This window comes from Nostoc sp. (assembly GCF_036917675.1).
GTDB lineage: Bacteria > Cyanobacteriota > Cyanobacteriia > Cyanobacteriales > Nostocaceae > Nostoc.
The window spans coordinates 13,752-35,176 of record NZ_JBALCT010000040.1; the positions used below are offsets into that span (position 1 = coordinate 13,752).

At 42.5% G+C, this 21,425-nt stretch carries 16 protein-coding genes; 4 read left to right on the plus strand and 12 right to left on the minus strand.

The window, feature by feature from the left end; all coding sequences use genetic code 11:
- Nucleotides 1–164: 164 nt before the first annotated feature.
- Nucleotides 165–2,006: a group II intron reverse transcriptase/maturase gene (gene ltrA / locus V7K31_RS13320; protein WP_335094809.1), complete on the minus strand. Its 1,842-nt coding sequence runs from the start codon at nucleotides 2,004–2,006 to the stop codon at nucleotides 165–167.
- A gap of 705 nt (nucleotides 2,007–2,711) precedes the next feature.
- Nucleotides 2,712–3,215 (minus strand): hypothetical protein, encoded by a 504-nt coding sequence (locus tag V7K31_RS13325; protein ID WP_335094810.1) that lies wholly within the window; start codon nucleotides 3,213–3,215, stop codon nucleotides 2,712–2,714.
- 567 nt (nucleotides 3,216–3,782) lie between these two features.
- On the opposite strand from V7K31_RS13325, the gene V7K31_RS13330 reads away from it, so the two are divergent.
- From V7K31_RS13330 to V7K31_RS13345, 4 genes are all read left to right on the plus strand, one after another.
- A complete protein-coding gene (locus tag V7K31_RS13330) occupies nucleotides 3,783–4,154 on the plus strand; it encodes a helix-turn-helix domain-containing protein (RefSeq protein ID WP_335094811.1) in 372 nt (123 codons plus the stop codon).
- 181 nt (nucleotides 4,155–4,335) lie between these two features.
- Nucleotides 4,336–4,695, plus strand: a complete 360-nt coding sequence (locus V7K31_RS13335; protein WP_335094812.1) for a hypothetical protein — start codon at nucleotides 4,336–4,338, stop codon at nucleotides 4,693–4,695.
- On the plus strand, nucleotides 4,632–5,165 hold the full coding sequence (locus V7K31_RS13340; RefSeq protein WP_335094813.1) for a hypothetical protein: 534 nt from the start codon (nucleotides 4,632–4,634) through the stop codon (nucleotides 5,163–5,165). Before V7K31_RS13335 ends, V7K31_RS13340 begins: the two co-directional genes overlap by 64 nt.
- Nucleotides 5,166–5,213: 48 nt before the next feature.
- Nucleotides 5,214–6,428 carry a hypothetical protein gene (locus tag V7K31_RS13345; protein ID WP_335094814.1) on the plus strand — a complete coding sequence of 405 codons (1,215 nt, stop codon included), beginning with the start codon at nucleotides 5,214–5,216 and terminating at the stop codon, nucleotides 6,426–6,428.
- Nucleotides 6,429–6,646: 218 nt separating this feature from the next.
- Here the strand turns inward: V7K31_RS13345 and V7K31_RS13350 are convergent, their stop codons facing one another.
- From V7K31_RS13350 to V7K31_RS13395, 10 genes are all read right to left on the minus strand, one after another.
- The gene (locus V7K31_RS13350) at nucleotides 6,647–7,192 is read right to left on the minus strand and encodes an imm11 family protein (RefSeq protein WP_335094815.1); all 546 of its coding nucleotides are present in this window, start codon (nucleotides 7,190–7,192) and stop codon (nucleotides 6,647–6,649) included.
- 33 nt (nucleotides 7,193–7,225) lie between these two features.
- The gene (locus V7K31_RS13355; RefSeq protein ID WP_335094816.1) at nucleotides 7,226–8,410 is read right to left on the minus strand and encodes a polymorphic toxin-type HINT domain-containing protein; all 1,185 of its coding nucleotides are present in this window, start codon (nucleotides 8,408–8,410) and stop codon (nucleotides 7,226–7,228) included.
- A gap of 88 nt (nucleotides 8,411–8,498) precedes the next feature.
- Nucleotides 8,499–8,717 (minus strand): hypothetical protein, encoded by a 219-nt coding sequence (locus tag V7K31_RS13360; protein WP_335094817.1) that lies wholly within the window; start codon nucleotides 8,715–8,717, stop codon nucleotides 8,499–8,501.
- Between the two features lie 24 nt (nucleotides 8,718–8,741).
- Nucleotides 8,742–8,960 carry a hypothetical protein gene (locus tag V7K31_RS13365; protein WP_335094818.1) on the minus strand — a complete coding sequence of 73 codons (219 nt, stop codon included), beginning with the start codon at nucleotides 8,958–8,960 and terminating at the stop codon, nucleotides 8,742–8,744.
- Nucleotides 8,961–8,975: 15 nt separating this feature from the next.
- On the minus strand, nucleotides 8,976–9,728 hold the full coding sequence (locus V7K31_RS13370; RefSeq protein ID WP_335094823.1) for a polymorphic toxin-type HINT domain-containing protein: 753 nt from the start codon (nucleotides 9,726–9,728) through the stop codon (nucleotides 8,976–8,978).
- Between the two features lie 109 nt (nucleotides 9,729–9,837).
- Entirely contained in the window at nucleotides 9,838–10,089 is a 252-nt protein-coding gene (locus tag V7K31_RS13375) for a hypothetical protein (RefSeq protein WP_335094819.1), read from the minus strand.
- Nucleotides 10,090–10,099: 10 nt separating this feature from the next.
- Entirely contained in the window at nucleotides 10,100–14,314 is a 4,215-nt protein-coding gene (locus V7K31_RS13380) for a hypothetical protein (RefSeq protein WP_335094820.1), read from the minus strand.
- Nucleotides 14,315–14,437: 123 nt separating this feature from the next.
- Nucleotides 14,438–14,794 (minus strand): Ig-like domain-containing protein, encoded by a 357-nt coding sequence (locus V7K31_RS13385; RefSeq protein ID WP_335094824.1) that lies wholly within the window; start codon nucleotides 14,792–14,794, stop codon nucleotides 14,438–14,440.
- Between the two features lie 644 nt (nucleotides 14,795–15,438).
- The gene (locus tag V7K31_RS13390) at nucleotides 15,439–15,996 is read right to left on the minus strand and encodes an SMI1/KNR4 family protein (protein ID WP_335094821.1); all 558 of its coding nucleotides are present in this window, start codon (nucleotides 15,994–15,996) and stop codon (nucleotides 15,439–15,441) included.
- A 47-nt stretch (nucleotides 15,997–16,043) separates the two neighbouring features.
- On the minus strand, nucleotides 16,044–21,371 hold the full coding sequence (locus V7K31_RS13395; RefSeq protein ID WP_335094822.1) for an RHS repeat-associated core domain-containing protein: 5,328 nt from the start codon (nucleotides 21,369–21,371) through the stop codon (nucleotides 16,044–16,046).
- Between the last annotated feature and the right edge of the window lie 54 nt (nucleotides 21,372–21,425).

The window sequence follows — 21,425 nt, forward strand, 5'->3', positions numbered from 1 at the left end:
GTCGAGGTGTGCATTACTGCATCACCCCTCCCATTCGGAACCGTGCGTGCGACTTTCATCGCACACGGCTACTCAGTGTGTTGCCCATTTGTCACATCGGACTTCCTGACAGTATGACCGATGAAATTAGGGATATCATTTATCCAATTCCAATCAAACTTTTCCTAAAATTGAGAAAGTTTCTCTAGAAATTTGGAGCGGTCTTTCTTCCTAATTTCTATTAGGTCAAGTGCGGTCTTTTCGTCATGACAATGCCGATGCAGTAGTTGAAGATTCTTGTACTCATCCTTGCGGCCTATAGCTCTGGGGGTGATGTGATCTTCTTCTAACACATCCCAATTGTGGAAGCTTAATCCACACCAAGGACATTTACCCAATTGAAGTTTTAACAACCTAGCCTTACGATTAGGCATTTGGGCGTGTGTCCCTAATCTTGAACTCCAATAAACCAGGTCGCCATCGTAGGGGCTTTTATCGCCTTTAACTTTCACATAATCGGTGCTACTGCAACTAAACTCTTTATGTGTTAGTAACCGGAGGGGGTTCGCTGTGCCTTCCCTGGTTGCGAATACCCAGTTATTATCGCCTATGGTTATCCAGTATTTGATGTGACCATCATTTATGTTTCCGCATCGGCGTTTTGCCCATCGTCGAAGTTTCAGGTATGTGAGGTGGTCTTGTTTTGCTAATTCTCCGACCGTTTGGGAGTCGGAGTGGGAATAATATGAAGTCCATCCCCTTATTACAGGGTTAAGGTCTTTTATGAGAGCCGCTTGGGACGAAGACCTGTTTTTTGTGATGATTCTTCTTACCTCCTCAAGGTGAGCCTTACTCGCCTTCGCGGATGGGGTGATAAGGGTATTGAAACCTAATTTAGTACCTTTGGCATTTATATTGCTCCGGTATTTCCCGGCGGGGTATTGTCGGATGTGATGACCCAAAAAGTCGAATCCGGCTTTACCATCCTCACTTAACTCAGGGTTGAATGTATGAGTTAGCCGAGTTTTTTCAGGTTTTAATTCAAGTCCAATACCAGATAACCATTCCGAGATAATTTCTCGGCATCTTTGGACAACGGCTTTGTTTTCGTGGAGAATCAAAAAATCATCCGCGTAACGGATAATATTTGGGGGTAGAAAATTTGTACCTTTTTTGTGATACCAAGTTTCCCTTTGTGTATGCGACATTCTGGGGAATTCCTGTTTTATCCTTTCCTCCATGCCGTGAAGGGCTATGTTTGCCAAAAGTGGTGAGATGACACCACCTTGCGGCGTTCCCTCAGATGTAGCAGTGAATGCTCCTTGGTCTACCACTCCAGATTTTAGCCAAGCTTTTATTTGTTGCCTGACTTTGCCTTTGATGTTCAACTTTTGAAGCAGTACTTCATGGTTGATGCGGTCAAAACATTTGGCTATATCTGCGTCTAGCACGTATTTAGCCTTGCCTTGAATACAGAGTTTAATCTGTCTTATCGCATCGTGGCATGACCTCCCTGGTCTGAAGCCATAGGAATTTGGCTCGAATACCGCTTCCCATTCTGGCTCAAGTGCAGCTTTTGCTACAGCTTGTAGTGCGCGGTCGTAAATTACGGGTATTCCTAATGGGCGTTTTTCTTCTCTTCCTGGCTTTGGAATCCAAACTCTACGAGTGGGTTTGGATTTGCCAGTTAGCTTTAATTGCCTTGCCAGTTCAAAACGTGCTTTTGGGGGCAGTGATTTAATACCGTCCACACCTGCCGTTTTCTTTCCCTGGTTTTCAACTGTTACCCTACGTACCGCTAACACCCTGTTAGACCAAGACCTCATCAACGTCTTTTGGAGTTTGCGGCATCGCTTGACATCACCACGGCGGGAAGCAGCATAGATGCGTTTTTGCAACTTGAATACATATCTTTCAACTTTACGCCAATTAATATCTTTCCATCCCTTGGTATTCAGTTGTTCTGAATCCAAATTAGGCTTTTGCATTGCTACTGTTACCTCTAGCTTTTCCACACTGCGGCTCACGTCTGCTTATCCCGGCAGTTACGCCATCCCTTTTAAGGCATTACCCGTTAATTCGGGTTAGGCATTTGCTTCTTGAGTCATCCTGCGCCTTCCTGTCTTGTGGCTGATGCCTACCTGTTACCAATTTCAGGAGAACATGAAGGGTTGTTTCGTTCCCAGTATCCATAATTGAGTCTTTAGGGCGTGTCTGTCCACCGAGGTTTAGGGTGGTGCGCTATCACGGTCGCAAAATCCTGATAGTCCCTACCTTTGTCGGCTATTTCCGACCCAAGAGGTAGACCTAAGTCTACAAGCTTATATCCCTTGGGGGCTTGGTGACGATGGTTCAGACGACACTTTGCTTTTTCTACCCATAGACTCTTGCTTGCAGTAGGTGCTTTCAGCAATTACCACCTATTCCTGCTTTCACCCCCGCTTTACACCTTTGATAATCAGTCTGGGATGTAGGGGCTACCAATTTGTATTGGTAGTTTGTGTGCTTTTAATCCCGCACCGGGATAGTAGGGCTTGGTGTATTTTGGATTGGGTTATAATTCAAGCTGGATAGCTTTAAATTTCTTTTCCCTTTTATCTTCTAGCTTTCTTAGCTGATGGCTCGGCTAGATTTCCACACCTACATGGATAGTGAGTTATCATTGATTGAGGATTAAAGTGCGAACTCTACCCCAGCGGGGTTACTCAATCAAAGCCAGTCATCCTCCTTATTCAGGTTTCGACTGAACGAATCGCACTTGCGTACCAGCCTTCTTGATTGCATCCGACAAAGCAAACATTATGCCCGTCCTGGTAGAGTTTGGTGCTAAACGATAACCAGTTAATTTCACCGTGGTACAGACCAAAAGCAGTGCAAGCTTTCTCCAATTCATCGCTCAATCGTGCGTTTCGTTCTCTTGGTGTTTCTGGCAGAGTCGCTTTAACTTCTGCAACTCTTGTAGCGAACCAGTTGCGGTCAAAGGGCAGTCGTCCGCCATCCACTAGCTGAACCCATACGGTGATTCCGCCTTCTATCCAGATGGTGCGAACGGATGCGGGTTCGACTTCGATAATCTCGCCAATGATGCGGCGATCGCTAGATGTCAAGGGGTCTTGGGTGGGGGCTACAGCTTGGGCTTGGGTTTCGAGAAGGTGGTTTAGTTCTGTTTGGGCTAAAGCTTGCTCGTCAACAGAAGAACTAGGAATTGTTTGCTGTGTATATGTTGCATACGTCATAATAGAAATCTCCGTAATTGGGGAAAAGGCGATCGTGAAGTTTCTCAGGCCCAGCGATCGCCTTTGTTATGTGTGCAAACGACGTTGTGGTTTAGCACAACGCTCTCAAAAAGATTTGGCGTAGCCATATATTTGTGGCTCAAAGCCAGTGGCACTTGAGTGATACCAAAACAGGAGATACAGCGTATCAGGCGACGTGTACGACTTCAAACGCTTCAACTGCCGTCCGTCGTCCTGCTGGTAATTTCTTATTCAGTGCAAATCCATTTCCCGGCTGTGTACCCCTCACCTTCTCTGGTTGGGCCAGTGCCTCGGTTGCTCCTCAATCGGTCACTTTGGATTGTGCTGTCAAGGTTCTGTAGTTTTTAGTGCTTCTTTATTTATTGAAGAGGCATAACACTTTTTCCTCCTTGTTAATTACAAGTCTAACTTGGAATATAGCCTGATGTCAAGAGGTAAACTTGTATTTTTATAAAGTTAACTTGTAAATATAGTGATTATTTTTGTATATTTCAAAGTTTAAGTGCTAATATTTGTACTAGTGTTAGGTAGCGGAGTACATTTAAGGTGTTGATTTTTGTGAATCAGACTTTGATAAAGTGGAAACTAAAAGAGGTAATGGCAAGATATGACATCAAGGCGGGTGATCTTGCCAATGAGTTAAATCTCAGTGCTAATTCAGTATCAAATTTACGGAAAGCCAAAACAATGCCACGCTTGGATGGTCATTCCTTAAATAATCTCTGTAACGCACTAAATCGTTTAGCGCACGATTTAGATAGGCAGATTACTCCGTTCGATTTAATTGATTACACCCCAGATTCAGATACTTCTGCCCCTTCTAAAAACCCTAACAGCAGTAAGAGTAGCGCACTAAGTCAGGGCCGAAAGTCTTCAGCAATTGATGCTGAAAATCAAGCCTGTTTAACGGCTGCATAGCAAAAGCGATCGCCGCCCGTCACAGCAATGCGATCGCCTGCTCAATCCGTTTACCACAAAGTGAGCTAACTATAATGCTGCCACATTTTTGGAAAATCCATCTGACAGCTACCTGGTTCACTTTGGTTAAACTGCAACACCTCAACTTTCAAGCATTTACCATACATAGTGGGCAAGAGATATGCTGACACTAGACAGAGAACAAACATCAGGACTCGATTACAGCAACCTCAACACCAGCATCCAGGAAACCTTCACCGCCATCGACAGATTCGAGTGGCAAGCGGTAGATGAAATCCTTCTGATGCGGGAACAGCAGCTTTACCTGCAAGCTGGCTATAAAAACTTTGAAGAATACTGCCAGCGTGAATTATACGCCTGGGGTGGATACCGACGAATCAACCAACTGCTAGGAGCCAAAAAGGTCATAGACGCAGTTGGCGAGTTGGGCGGACACATTAAAAATGAGCGTCAGGCTTGTCCGTTACTTCGCTTAGTCAAGGAACCAGAAAACTTTTTGCTGCTGTATCCCTGGCTCTGAAAGATAACCCTGACCCAAGTGTTTCAGACTTTGCGGCTGCTGCAAATACTGTGGTTCCTCAACTTCCACGCAAAAAACATATTGTTCAGGAACCAATGGTTCCTAAAATTCAAGACCCAGTGGTTCCTCAATCTGCTAAAGTCACAGTCTCACAAGAGTCACATCCAAGGTATGGAGATTCGGGAACCATCGAGGCAGATGCACCAAATCATTGGCAGCAGATTGTCACCTTTGCTGATGGGGAGAGGCTGCTGATCAACAATGCTGATTTAGATGCCCCCAGTGTCCCATTTCCCAAAGAACGCACTTACCCCGCAGAATATACCTCAGCGATCGCAGCACTCAAAGAACAACACCAGCAGGAGTTAGAGCGACTTTCCCAGAAATTGATGATTGGTTTGCAAACAGAGGCCACAGTCAGAGCAGAAGAACAAGTACAAGAGCAAATCCAATCTCTGCAAAACCTGTAGAAGCAGCAAAGGGAGCAAAACCTTCAGTTACAGCAGCGTTTAGATGAGATGGAATCGCTACGGCAGTTGGAGACTGAGAATCAGCAACTCCAGCAACGCATTCAAGAATTGGAACACGCCGTAGAAAAACGCCCTTCTCAAGAATGGGGAAATACCATGACCCAGCAAGCGACCAAAGCTTTGAACAAGCAGGTGAAACAGGCGTTAGAAAAGACAATTGATTTGCGATCGCTAGCTGTTGAACCGCCCAAAGAAAATGCCACCGAATGTCTACGACTTATGGGTATGGCATTGAAGAATCTCGCCAGTGCCATGAACAACACCCAGGCGTTAGAGGCTGCGGCGATAATCTTGGGGAGTGAGCCGACACAAGAAGCGATCGCATATCGAGCCGAGCAATTGCAACTACTACCCCAAGCGGTAAGTGACATTAGGGCAGTGCTAGCAAAACCTGGGTGTACTTGGCAGGACTATTGTGTAGTGGCTACTGAATACGAGGTAATAAAAGGAGACTATTGGGCAGAACTTACCACCAAGGAAACTGATTTGATTAGAGCTTTGGAGAAAGCAACTCATTCTAGGGTGATTCAAGTCGGTTCTATCGTCTCTGACACGCTTACAGGAAATTCGCGTGAGGAGAAGACGGCTCACGCTCCCTTGGGGGTCGCGTCGCCTCAGTCTGTCGAGGGCGTGTCAGAGAAGGAGAAAGAGTTACCTGTGGTAACAGACTGCACGACGCTGGCGCTTGTGGAAGCTGCACCGAGTCAATCTACTTCATTGTTGGCTGAAAACCAAGATTGTGGTGTTGACCCGAAAGACCGTCATGTTCGCGCAGCGTCTCTAAGAGTTGGTACTTGTTCCGCCGCGCCCCTCGCTCAAAATGAATTTTGTTTAAGTTTAGCGATCGCTAATCAAACTCAGGGGCAGGTAGAACAGGGTAATCCCACTTCGTTGTTAGTTGAAAATTCGGTTTCGGGTGGAGAAACGAAAGCGGTGAATGAGGGTGAAAGTTCCGCCGCGCCTCTCACCAGTGCTGAAAAGTGGTCGCATGAGGCGATTGTTGCAAGGTCAAATATGCGACCTGTAAGAAGGGAAAAACTAAATCGAGCAACAAATTCGGGCGACAATCCGGGTTTTGACTTCTTGCAGGAGTGTTGGAATGATGATCCGGCTTTGCAGATTGTGATCAAGAAGTTACTGGTGAAGTTTCCGCAGTGGGGGATTGCGATTGTTGATGTGGTGCTGGTGGATTGGGAGGATTAGGTAGGAGAGCGGCAATACCTTCTCTGAACACTATGTCAATATTTCCTCGCCTATAACTCGTCCAAGAGGTTTTTTATAATTGAAAGTGAAAGTGTTACCATTTTTAATCGCTTGTCGCATCTCTTCGCACATTGGATATTCGCCTACACCAGTTAAGCTTACCCAAGCCTATGCTTACGGCAACCCTTTCAGGGAACGCACTGTCTTGGTACTTAATCCTAAGCCACTTGCTTAAATCTCAGCCCTTCCAATTGATTCTGCTCTACTAAGTCCTTAAACTTTTGAGATACTAATATTAAGAACTTACATTCTGGGAGTGCAAAAAAATGCTGATCTTGAATTAACTCTTCTTTAAAAGCATACTTTTCTACTCTCAAAACTCTACCAGTTTCTTCAAATATAAACAAATCCGCCTTTGAACGATCGAGGCAATCAATAATATTAATTACTTTTAAAATATTAAACTCACCTTCATCGCATTGTAATGGTAGCAGTTTAACGCTATCACCAATTAAAGGCTCTAAAATTTTCCAAGCCCTATTATTACAAGCAAAAGTCCATCCAGTAACTCCAAGGAAATCACCTCGTTTAGTATCGAATGATTCGAATCCCACTGGTAAAGGAATCCATTCACTCTTTTCTTCAATGTCTTGATACATGGCAAAATTAAGAAACCTTGATAAAATGTCATGTGATTTTTCTTGTTCCAGAGGATGGAAGCGATCATAATTATCGTAATCAGGAATAGGAATATAAATATTCATGTAAATCTATCTCCATTAAGTTTTTGAAATATATTATGGGGATGGGGGGAAAGTTCCAGCCTTAATTCTAGCAGCAATACTTTGAAGTATAGCTTCAGCTTCTGCTTTATTTGTAGCTGTTCTAAGTTCTGAATTAATAGCCTCATAAGTTTTTCCTTTATGTAAACCTTGACCATTATGCTGACTTACTGGTAATTTCACCCCATTGTTAGCATCATTAATAGGAATGCCAAAACTATTCAAAGTATATCGAGCATTTATTGCTGCTAGAGTTCTGCCATCAGTACTAGGAACAATGTGATGAGCTGCTTCACCTGGATTAAAGGTTTCACCAGCATTTTCCATATTCTTTCTTAATTCTGCTGCATTTTTAGCACAACTCGCATTATGAACGAGAATGTCTAAATCAGAAACGAAATAGGTATGAAACCCTTCTACCCTGAAATTATAAACCTGAAACTGTCCCTCACGCTTCTCAATCTTATCAACATCAATAATTCTGCCATCTTCAGTTTGTAGCAATGAACCAACTTCTAGATCCTTCGCCTCAACCCAACCTTTATCAGGAGTCCAAAAAGGATGTTCACCAGTAGTAGAAATCACCTCTCCATCAACATACAAATCAACCAGCCCTGAAGTTTGACGTATAAACGTGTCTGTTACTTGTTTTACCTCAATCTCTCCAGGAGTATTCGGGTCATCAGAAACTACCCAATCACCAACCTGAATATCCTCAATATTCTTTTCACCTTCAGTCGTCAGAATTTTTGTGCCAGCAACAAAGCAATTACTGGCTCCTTTACTATCAGCTTGCTCGAAAAGAGGAATTAATGAAGTAAGGATATCAAAAACTCCAGTAGCAATATTCCCAGCTTCAAGCTCGGCAACGCCACTTTTGATCCCTTCATAAGCGAAATATAAGGCAGCTTCAGGGACAACAGCAAGTAATGGACCAAGTGCAGCTCCTATCTGAACACTCTGCAACAACTCATCAACGTTGAAATCCGTCTTTCTTCCATCGCCGTGAATCGCACTATCAATTAATTGATAGCCCTGTCGAGCCGTATCGAAAACAGCACCCCCTATTGCACCTGCGGGAATAGCACTAAGAATACCAATAATTACTGTATTCGCAGCAGTCGTCAAAGTTTTGAGATTACCCAAAACATCATAGCTATAGCCAACCGTCTGACCATCAGGATTAGCAATCAAATTCACACGGTCAAAACTATAAGTAGTTATCCCCTGATATCAGTTATCGTCTTGACTTTAGCTTGAAATCTTGTACTATGTCAGCGAGATAAAATCAAGTCCATTCTACTTCCCAATCGCTAAAGAACTCTGGCAAACAAGACTCACTCTCAACCCAGTAATCATAAGTTTTAGGAAGTGGAGAATTAATATTAGGGGTATTACTAATATATATGTAGTATCCTCCTGTATTTTTAGTGTCATCTTTCACTAAAACATAACTTCCAGGGGATTCACCACTTACTAATTGTCCTAATTTGCCAATTGGAATCATACATTACTTTTTAGTAAGGCAAAATTACTCCCACTCTACCTGTAAATCGATAAAGTATTCTGGTAGGAAAGATTCGCTTTCAAGCCAGTCATCATAACCCTCAGAAAGAGAAGAATTAAAGCTCCTACTTTTACTAATATAAATGTAGTATCCTCCTGTATTTTTAGTGTCATCTTCCACTAAAATATACCACCCTAAATATTCACCGCTTAGTATGTTTCCTATCTTGCCAATTGGAATCATATGTTTTAAATAAAGTTAATAGTTAATAATTGGAACATGATTGTTGGTTATTGAAATTCTTGTATTTGTTGGACTGAAGGTTTCAAAATGCACATGAGGAACATTAGGATTATGCAAGCCTTGAATTGAGTTGGAATCAATACGAAACTGTCTAAGACCATCCTTACTTCTGAAAACCCCACTTCCAGGTCTACCGATCTCAGTATAACCTGGTCCAAGAAAGCTTATTCCAGTATCTAGAGCATCATTTGCATCGATAGTGTATTTACTTGTGATTTGTCCTTTGCTATTGATAGTTTCATTAATTACATCTATATTACAGGTGTTGTGAACAAGAACACCTAAATCTGATACAAAGTAAGTATGGAAGTCTTGAACCTCAAAGTTGTAAACCTTAAAATTTCCCTCTTGGCGATTAATGTGATTAACAGTCACCACTTCTTCTTTATCATTCTGAAGCTGATCGCCACTTTTTAGATCCTTCGCCTTTACCCAACCCTTATCTTTTACCCAGAAAGGATGATCGTCAGTTGTAGAAATCTTCTCACCATTGATATAAATATCAACCACAGAAGAAACATCATGGACAAAAGTCTGTAAAACCTGATGAGCTTCAATCTCCCCAGGAGTATTCGGGTCATCAGAAACTACCCAATCACCAACCTGAATATCCTCAATATTCTTTTCACCTTCAGTCGTCAGAATTTTTGTGCCAGCAACAAAACAATTACAAGTTTTTATGCAAGTCTTAAAAGTATTGAGTTGGATTCTTTAAAATATCTGTAGATTCAGATTAGAAATAATATTAATGTTGGGTTGCGTTACGTCAACACAACCTACGAGTAATTGCGATTTCACTAACGTAGATAGAATTAATTCAAGCATCTCTTAAAGCTGTACTAGCTATATTTATTGCTTCTAAAAAGTCCCTCAGTGGGAATTTCAATTCAGACAAAAAATCTGGGGTAACATATTCTGAGTATATATCTATTTCCATTTTTTCAACACCTTTATCTTTATTGATTTGTGCAACCTGTTGTCCATTGTATTGTATTTCAATGGTCATTTTATTATATTTAAGGTCACTAAGATAAAGAATTTCAAAACCAGAATCTAGTTTTATAGCCATTTTGAACCTCTTAATCTACAAATGTATTAAAACTACCATTTGCTTCAAACCTTATCCCACGTCCATCAGGAACTCTAGCTTCAATTCCACCTCTTCCAAGTCTAACAAAAACAACGTCTGGATGATTTAGTATCTCATTTACCTGTTGTTCAGCTATTAAGTTTTTGTTGGCGTTATTACCTGTTAAAGGTGGAAAAGGAGAATTTCCTCTCTGACCTGCCGCGTGTTTATTTAACGCACGGCCTGCTTTTGTTAAACCACCTTTCCCAATGGGGTCGCCAGATGCTTGAATCAAGTCACCAATATTTAATGTGTCTGGGCCTATTCTATTTGGATTGGACGGATCATAACATGAATTATGAACTAGAACATCTAAATTAGAGACAAAGTAAGTATGGAAACCTTGAACCTCAAAGTTATAAACCTTGAAAGCTCCATCTTTATGATAGAAGCTCTCTCTACCACTTGTCCGCGATCTGATTAAACCTAACCCTTGAGTATAATCACTCGTGATATTTCCACTATTGTCATACTCCATCAATACTTCAGACATACCCATAATTGGAGCAGTTAAATAATTAGTTCTAACTCCATCCGTAATACTTGCCACGCGATTTCCATCCGCATCGTAGACATACTGAGTCTGAGAAGAACCATTATTTACCCTAACTAACCGATTCTCACCATCATTAATCCAATCGTAAACAACTAAATTCGTGCCATCGGAAACAGTTAATATCGAACCATTATTGTCATAGGTAAAGTTTGTGACTTTTGCCCCTGCCGTGGTATTTTTCAGCCGATTGTTAGCATCGTAGGAATAAATGGTTGAACCTTCAAGCGTATCCGTTTTATTCAAACGATTTCCCACAAGATCATAGCTATAGTCAATAGTACGATTCCCTGCTGTAGCATCAGTAATCTTTTCTTGTGTCAAACGATTGACAATATCATAGGTATAATCCACTGTGCTACCTATATTATCTATTACATTAGTTCGGTTCCCTAAAGGGTCTAGAGTATAGGTAAAGCTTGAAAATACCGTGCCTGTGACATTTTTTGCAGTTATCTGAGTCAATGCATTCCTAGCATCATACTGTCTAGTCTCAACTGAGCCATCTGCAAGCTTAGTTTGAGTGAGATTACCAACCGCGTCATAGTCATAATCTGCGAGAATGCGATTACTTTCTTTGACTGTATCGAGGCGATTTAGCTTGTCATAGCTATAGTTGGTAGTAGCTGCTGATGTAGTGACTGAGGTCAGGTTATCTAATACGTCATAACCGTAGGTGATAGATTGCAGATCGGGCATGATTGTAGTTTGAAGCCTGTCCCATTGATCGTAGGTATATTGAGTTACCCCCCTACCATCAGCCACCGTTTTCACCTGCGAAGTCACAGGATCGTAGGTATAACCCACTGTTGCCACACGAGGATCTGAGAAGGATTTAGTTGCCAATCTGCCATAGAGGTCATAGCCATAGGTAATCACATTGCTATTAAAATCCGTCGTATTCGCAACCTGTCCAAAATTATTGAAAATCGTCGTAGAACGCTGACCCAAAGCTAGATTTGTCGCTACCTTCCGATTAAACGCATCATACTCATAGGTCGTTTTATTGCCATTGGCATCCTCAAACAGCGTTTGTCTACCTAAATTGTCATAGCTGTAAATAGTAGTAGCTTGATTCGCCAACTTCACTACCGTCAGTTCACCCAGATTATCGTATGCATATTCTGTTGTATGCAGATTTGCATCCTTAACCGCAATGACCTGTCCAAATTGGTCATAGGTCGTTTCCGTTCTATTGCCGTTCCCGTCAATCACCGCCGTCTGACGATTGTACTGGTCATATTCATACTTAGTTTCATGACCCAAAGCATCAGTGACCTTAACCAGACTGCCGCGACTGTTGTAAGTAAACTGAGTACGTTGGTTGAGCGCATCAATCATGGCTGAGACTTTGCCATAGGCATCATACTCATAGGTTGTAGCTTGTCCCAGTTGATTTGTTTCCGACTTGATACGTCCTAAAGCGTCATATACAACCTTGGATGTAGTACCGTCAAAGTATGTATTCACACTTGAGCGACCTTGAGCATCAAGCCCGATCTGAGTTGTGCGATTTCGGGCATCAGTGATAGAAGTAACCTGACCACCTGTGTTGTAGGTGTAAGTCGTGTCATTACCAATCGGATTACCAAAGAAATCGCGCTCTCTACTGACTCGACCTAAATTATCATAGGTATATTCTGTACGAGTACCAAAAATATCAATCTTGGCTTGAATGCGATCTGCCGCAGTGTATTCTATTTTCTCTCTAGGATTATCATCTGGATTGTCAAGAGTGAGATCGGGCAAGATAGTATCAGTCAATCTGCCTAATTCGTCATAAACATAGCGAGTTTTCAGTCCTGTGGCAGATGTTTGGGAAATAACTCTTCCGGCAGCGTCGTATTCAGTTAAAACTACAGGGTTATCATCTGGGTTATTAGGGGTGTTGTCAGGCAGAATGACTTTGACTTGTTGCCCTTTGTCGTCATAAAAATACTGAGTCCGATTGCCTTTAATATCCTTAGTGGCAATGACATTTCCTTTAGCATTATATTCGGTTGTAGTAACATTTCCTTGAGGATTTGTAACAGAGGTAGTGCGTCCCTGGTTATCGTAGGTGTAGCTGGTATTTAAAGTCTGATTCTCTTGGGGGAAAACCATTGACAAAGTTTTGACTTTGCCATTGAGGTCATAGGTAGCAACAGCTTGGTTGCCGCGACTATCGGTAAAGACTGTGGGATTCCCGAAATCATCATAAGTATATGTTGATACTTCATTGTCGGGCGCTGTTTGTTTGATTAATCTACCAAAACCGTCATAGCTAAAGGTTGTAGTTTGTCCATCGGTATTGGTTCTAGATAGCAAATTGCCGTGCTTGTCATAAGTTGATGAAACTATTAATCCTGTAGGCGAAATTATATTAAGGGTTTCGCCATACTGGTTATATGTAATATGGGTAACGTTTCCATCTTTATCTGTCAGAGTTAAAGGATTCCCTTTACTGTCATAGGTATAAGTTATGGAAACACCATCTGGGTCTACTTTTTTGAGCAAATTATTATCTTGGTCGTAGTCACGAGTGATGATGCCGCCAAGAGCGTCAATCTCAGTGACTACATTCCCGCGCTCGTCATATTCATAAGTGGTAGAATTGCCCAGTGCATCAGTTATTGTTTCAGTGGAGTGACTGGGATCGTATGCTAACTGCACTGATGCACCTGCGGCATCAACCATATTTTTGAGCCGTCCGTCATCACCGTATTCATTGCGTACCCCAGTCTTACCCAAGGGATCAATGACTTGAGCTAAATAATGTGGCTGGGTGCTGTCGTAGACAAACTTGGTGGTGTTACCTTCCCGGTCAGTCTCAGCTACTAAATCCCCTTTTGCGTCATATTCGTAGCGAATTTGCTTCCCTGCCGGATCTGTAACAGTCGCAATCCGTCCCTGCGCGTCCCGCCCAAAGGTAATTTTTTGCCCAGTAGAACTAGTGATATCCGCATCAGTGTAAGTCAGCTTGTTCCCATTCGTATCCGTGACAGTAAGCAAATCACCCGTAGCAGCGTCAATCTGATAAACAATCCCCTCTTTTGTTGTTAAAACATACACACCACCATAATAAGTATCGGCAGGATTATAAGCACTGCCACCCAAACCGTAGTACTGATTAGTACCAGCCCCATGAATGATCCGAGTATCTTGCACAGTCAGCGTATCGGTTACGCCAGCATCAGCCACAAAGGAGGGGTGGTATAGATTCGGGTCAGAATCAACACTACCAGCACCCCTTAAATACTGAGAAAGCGAGTCAATTCGGGGCTTAAAGGTAAACCCTTCCCGTCTCCCTCCTGGTAGCGTAATGTATACTTTAATACCATCCTTGAACGGATTCTGACCTCCTAATTCCGCAACTTCTCCAGTGGGTTTGCCGACAGAGGTTCGGAGGTCTGTGTCCCGGAATTCCATCCGCCACCCATAGCCAAAATCGTCAGTGCTACCGGATGTTAGGCTGTCATACGTGCGAGTGAGAGTTATAGGTATGCCAGTTACAGGCACAGTCAAATCCGTAAACGACAGCCTAAAGTTACCGAGCTTCAGTTCGCCAGACACATTAACCGTGTCTTCCACAAAGCTGATATTACCGCCCTTATCGTGAGCTTCCAACCGCAAGGTGTAGCTATCATTTTCCAGCAGCGATGGATCGAACTTGCCCAGTACACCATCATGAACAGTACTCGTGCCTCGGAAAATCTCTTTGAAATCGCTACTGCCAATGGGCGCAACTAGGAGTACTTAATAATCCAGGTTATCATCGCTGACAGTGCCTTTAATATTAATTGGCCCTGTAACTGTACCACCAGCGTAAGCACCTAAATCAAGACTGACATCAGGCGCATTCACATCACTGGTATCAATTACAGCCACATTGAATATCGCTTGCCCAATATTACCATTCGTATCAGTAGCGTAAGCCTTTGCAGTAATAGTTCCGGCTTGGGTAGGTGTGTATTGTGCCATGCCATTAGCATCCAGTACCACAGCATTACCGTTGATCAGCAATTGCAGTCCAGCTACCTTGGTATTATCTGTTGCCCGTGCCTGGAAAGTTATTGATTCCCCAAGATTAACTGAGTCATAGTTAGCAATCAGTTTAACCTGCGGTGCAACAGTATCAGGAGTTACACTTAAGTTAAAACTTTGTTACTTTTTGTGGCACATCCTCCTTTCTAAGGTTTAGCAAAGTTCGGTCTTGCTCATTAGTTAGAAATACCCTTAAACGAGTACCTCATATCTTGCACCTCTAAGTACAAACCCAGGCAACGTAAAAATATGCGCGATAAAGCTACCTAATTTTTTTGGGTTTTTATCGCTATATAGGAGTTCTGATTTAATACTGAGTAATTAAAATACACCAATTTTTCTTGGTGCAAGATGTGAGGTACCCATATACAAACTACCCTTGTAGATGCATTCTCAGTATTTATATATCTTAATATAGCTGACTTTTTCGATGCCCACTTACTTACCCAAATATACTATTTATGTTAGCTTTGCGCCAAAATGATTGAGGTAATGTTGCTACTGGAATAACGCCGTACCACTTGAAGAAAATATCTCCTTTTACGACTCAGGCTAAATTAAGTTGTTTGTCATTCATAAAATGGCCTTGAGGATCTGATTCTTCTACTGGAACTAATTTGAGCGATACTAATCCAGCATTATAATTTTTTAGTCCGCCTTGATAAACTTGGTTGAAAGGATATTCATCACAAGTTATATTTCTGTTCAACTTATTAATCTTTATGAAGATATCCCCAAGTATCCATCTGTTCTGGATTGTATTTCTGGAAAATTTTTTCGCTTTTTTCAAAATCTTCTTCCAAGCCAAAGTCACCAGACTCTTCATAAAAATAAACGTAATAAGCACCTCTTTCGTAACATTCTGAAATGGTCAATATTAAGCTGGTTAAGCTAGCAGCGTACATTCTTGGTTCTTCGCCTGCAAATACACACCAAACTGGAGCTTTGTCTTTTTGTTCTTTGTCACAAAGGACATAATAAAAATCTTTACCATATCCATGAAAAATAGGAAGTGCATAATCAGAGGAGGCCCATTTATCTCCCTTCATCCAGTTTGAGTAAAGAGATTGCTCTAGGGCTGACTTCAAAGAATGTAAAACTAAAGAAGGGTCGAGTTGAACATGGTCTCCATGACAGCATTGGAAAAGTTCACATACTTCCAAAGGAAGCTCAAAGGGAATATCTTGAGTTAGTGTTGCAATCTCCGGATCTGTTAATCCTGGGCTTAACGCAGAATCTGCATCGGGGTAGTTAACTCGTCGCCAGTTCACAATTTTTTCTAGAGATGTTTTGAGTATTGACATATTGAAAAGGATATTTACCCAAATATACTATTTATGTTAGCTTTACGCCAAAATGATTGAGGTGAGTCTGGGAATGGAATAACGCCGTACCACTTGAAAAAAGGATCTCCTTTTACGACTCCAGCATCTTTTAGCTGAGAGTCGTTCATTAGTATTCCCTGTGGTCCAGCCTCACTACTTGGAACTAATTGAAGTGATCCCATTCCCGCATCATAATTTGTTCGTCCACCTTCTTCACTCTGATAAAAAGGGTATTCATCGCATGTGAGTTTATCTGTAGCAATTCTGATGCCCTGTTTTTGTGCTGCTTTTACATATTTTCCTCTCGCAGGATTGTTGCATTGTGGTTTATTTTTGTACCAGTCTCTTTTGCCATGATCTGCTGGTGCAACAGCCCACGCACTTAAAACTTGTGGCTTCCCACCTTTTATAGCATTTCCTATGTGGCTGGTAGTATTTTCTAAAGGCATACCGTTGAATTTTTGTCCATAAAAGACAATTGGAATACCAGCCTCACAATCTTCATCTCCTGTTAAAGTACATTCCCTAATTCTCTCCTTACTGAGAGCCAAATTTACTTGATGAGCAATTACTACCGTGGCTATTGTTGCGCCAATTGTGCCAGCAGTTCTGCCAATGACTCTAATTAGAGGAGAAATAGGACTTATTCTATCCAGAATTGAGGATATAACATCAGCAATAGTAATATCTTGGTCAACAAACATACCACTCTTGTCAGTCCCATTCACCGGATTACCATGTGCATAAGGATACTTAGTCAGAGACAGTGGCTCTGTCATTATGCCCTCAAATGGGTCTCTGGCGCTAAAACGCCCTACACTGGGATCGTAATATCTCGCCCGCAAGTAGTACTCACCCAAATTTGACTCGTACTGCTCACCTGTGTAAAGATAGTTGTTGATAGTAGTGCCTGTAGATCCTAACAAATTCCCATACGCATCGTAAGTATAGGTATCTGTGACATGACCACTGGCATCAGTCAAAGCGCTTGTACTGCCCAATCCATCCTTTTCATAGAACTCGCTCACTCCACCTCGGTTCTGAGAAATCAAGTTCCGACCGTAAACATAAGAAGCTTGGACAGTACCATCTGGGGTGTACTCGGACAGTACCTCAGCATAGGGACGATTAGCATCTATCAAATACCGTGTTTCTTGACCGTCGACAATTTCAGCAACTCGGATGCCATCACCATTGTACTTGTACTGGGTGTGAACAGTTCCAGTTGAAGAAGTGACCGAAGCCTCGATCAAGTGATTTTCATAGTCCCAATCGTAGAACACCTGATCGGTAGCATTTTTAATCCGCGATAAAGTATTGCCGTTCTTGTCATAGGTATAGCTTGTGACCTGACCGTTTAATGTTTCGTTCAATAATCGGTCATTGTTGTCATAAGCATAAGTCGTCAATCCTTGTACTGAATCATTACGGTCGAGGCGATCGCCTACTACATCATAAGTGTAGTCAATAGTGCGATTTCCGGCGGTAGAATCGGTAATTTTCTCCTGAGTCAATCGATAAAGGTCATCGTAAGTGTAATCAACTCTGCGAGCTGTATTGTCAACTACTGCCGTGCGGTTTCCAGCAGCGTCGAGGGTGTAACGGTAACTGGAAATAGTACCTACGTTCCCTGTGTTTTCAAGATAAACCAGTCGATTCAAGTCATCATATTGGCGAGTCTCAACCGTACCATTTGGCATTTCAGTGCGAGTGACATTTCCTGCTTTGTCATAGGTGTAACGGGTCAATCCACCATTGGGGTCAGTAACAGTCGCAAGTTCGTTGTACTTATCATAAGTGTAAGTGGTCGTACCAGTGGAAGTGATGACAGCAGTACGATTGCTGGTTGGATCATAGGTGTAGCGGATAAATTGCCCATCGGGATCATCTCTTTCAACCAGTCGGTCTCTAACATCGTATTTATAATTAGCAATCCCCTGCTGGTCTTGAATAGCTTTCACTTGACCAGTTGGAGTATAAGTATACTCAATTGCGGTAGTATCTGAGAATCGCTTGGCAGCGATTTGATTGAGTGCATCATACTCGTAAGTAATTATGTTGCCATTAAAGTCTGTGGTGCTGGCGACATTGCCAACAGAGTCATAACTAGTAGAAGACCGTTGTCCCATTGGTAAGATGGTTGTAGTGCGGCGATCTAGCGCATCATATTCATACTGGGTAATGTGATTGTTAGCATCTAGTACCTGAATTTTATTGCCAGTTAGATCATAGCTATATTCTGTCCGTTGTTTTAGTGCATCAACAACTGCTGTCAAGCGACCACGAGAGTCATATTCAAATTTAGTAGTTTTACCTGAAGAGTCAGTTTCACCAACGGTGCGTCCTAAAGCGTCGTAGGTAGTGAATGCGTTAGAACCATCATCAAAATAGGTTTGTATCAAACGATCTAGCTTGTCATAGAAAAATTCAGTAGTGTGTCCCAATGGGTCAGTTTCAGTGATTGTATTGCCAGCCGCATCATAAGTATAGGTTTTGCGACGGCATCTACAATCACTGCGAGATTCTACTAGGCGACCTGCGGCATCGTACTCATACTCCTCACGATTACCTAGCTCATCAATTCGAGCTGTTACCCAACCTGCTTCGTTGTATTCAGTTTTTGCTCTAGGGTTGTTTGAGATATCTTCAGGAGTATCATCTGGGTAAATAACCTCAACAAGTCGATTGAGTGCGTCGTAACTGAAGTAGGTAGTGTGACCCGCTTGGTCAATTATGCTACTACGCCGTCCAACATCATCGTAAGTTGTAGTAGTGTGAGTACCATCTGCAAAGTCAGTTTCGATTGGGCGATCCCAGTTATCATACACAAACTTAGTAGTATAGTTTCGGGCATTCGTTTCGCTCAACTGATGTCCAGCAGTATCGTAGGTGTATTTAGTTTCATTTCCCAGAGCATCACGAACTAGGATTCGGCGACCTGCTGCATCGTACTTGTACTCGGTGCGATTGCCTAGCTCATCAATAAATGCATTGACTCGGCCTGCTTTATCATACTCTGCTTGAGTATGGGGATTATCATTTAAATTATTAGCTGTGTTGTCGGGGTAAATGGTTTCGATCAAGTGTCCTAAAGCATCATAGACAAAATGAGTAGCTTGACCGCCTGCATCAATGGTAGTAATGTTTCGACCTACTCCATCATAAACGGAGCTTTCGGATGTTCCATCTGCATATAAGGTTTTGACAAGTTGACCTTTATCGTCATACTCATATTCAGTACGGCGATTATCCATGTTCTGTTCTATACTAAAAGTCTGATGACCCATCTTGTCATATTCGTAACGGACGATGTTACTCAACGGATCGATCTCAGAAGTCACACGACCTTCAGCATCATAAGTCCAGCTCTTAGTTTGTAATTGTTTACCATTAATAGTGGTGATAGTACTGGTTTGACTCAGTTGGTTCCCATTACTGTCATAAGTGTAAGTAGTTGCATTACCTAAAGCATCAACTTGACGAGTTACCCTGCCAATTGAGTCATATTCAAATCTAGTTGCTTGACCTTCCCCGTCAATGATCTCTGTGATGTTGCCGAATTCATTGTAGGTTTGCTTTGTACTACCTATAGCATTAATAGTGACTAGAAGATTACCATTACTGTCATATTCGTGAGTAGTCATATGACCTAATGGGTTAATTTTAGTCAGAACCTGCCCAAAATTGTTGTAAGTATATCTAGTTACATTACCTAGAGGATTTATCTCAGTAAGCTTATTCCGATTAGCATCATAAGTAAAGCTAGTGGAAACACCATCTGCGTCTACTTTTGTCAGCAAATTATTGTCTTGGTCGTAGTCACGAGTGATGATGCCACCAAGAGCGTCAATCTCAGTGACTACATTCCCTCGCTCATCATATTCATAAGTGGTAGGATGGCCCAGTGCGTCAGTTATCGTTTCAGTGGAGTGACTGGGATCATAAGCTAACTGCACTGATGCACCTGCGGCATCAACCATCTTCTTGAGCCGCCCATCATCCCCGTACTCGTTTCTGACACCAGTTTTGCCCAAGGGATCGATGATTTTGTCGAGATAGTGCGATCGCTGTTGATCATACTCTATCCGTGTGGTGTTACCTTCCCGGTCTGTCACCGATATCAAATCACCCTTCGCGTCATACTCGTAGCGAATTTGCTTGCCTGTGGGGTCAGTCACCGTCGCAATTCGCCCTTGTGCATCCCTGCCGAAAGTAATCTTCTGCCCAGTAGAGCTAGTAATATCTGCATCAGTATAAGTGAGCTTATTACCATTGGTATCCGTGACAGTGAGCAAATCCCCAGTCTGGGCGTCAATTTCATAAACCACCCCTTCCTTAGTGGTTAACTTGTACTTGGCACCAAATAGCGGGTCAGCAGGATTGTATGGGTTTCCTTGGAAGCCGTAGAATTGATCGGAATCTTGTTGCTTAGTAATAAAGTTACTTTCAACCGAAAGCGTACTCGTTACACCCTTATCAGCAACAAATTCCGGCGTGTAGAAATACTTAGAGAAGTAGAGTAAAGAGCTACCATCAACTTGCTCGACTTGCTTTGGCTTGAACGTAAAGGCTTCCCGCTTACCCCCAGGCAGTGTAATGTATACCTTAGTACCATCCTTGAAGGAATTCTGGTAGCCCACGAGTTGGCTGTCTTCGCTGGGTGGACGCAGAGAAGTTCGCAAGTCCGTGTCTCTGAATTCCATCCGCCAACCGTACCCAAAGTCATCAGTGATACCTGAGTTGAGACTGTCGTAAGTACGAGTGAGAGTGATGGGGATTCCTGTTACTGGAACAGTCAAGTCGGTGAAGGAAAGGCGGAAATTCCCAAGTTTCAGTTCGCCAGCAACATCCACCACCTCGTCGGCATAGCTGATATGACCACCGTTATCGGCAACTTCCAGACGCAGGATGTAGGAGTCATTTTGCAACAGCGAAGGGTCGAACTTACCGAGAACACCATTAGCGATCGCAGTTGGATTATCAACAAACGCAATCTCTCTAAACTCGCCACCAGCAACAGGTGCAACCAGTAGTCTATAGTAATCTAACTGTCCATCGTCTGAAATACTACCTTTAATATCGATGGGTGCGGTTATTAAACCACCAGCGTAAGCACCCAAATCAAGACTGACATTAGGCGCATTCACATCACTGGTATCAATTACAGCGACATCGAATATCGCTTGCCCAATATTACCAGCCGTGTCGGTAGCGATCGCTTTTGCAATAATCGTCCCAGCAATGGTTGGCTTAAACGTTGCCATACCATTGCTATCCAGAACTACCGCAGTACCATCAATCAGCAATTGCAGTCCAGCCACCTTGGTATTATCTGTTGCCCGTGCTTGGAAGGTTATCGACTCGCCTAAATTAAT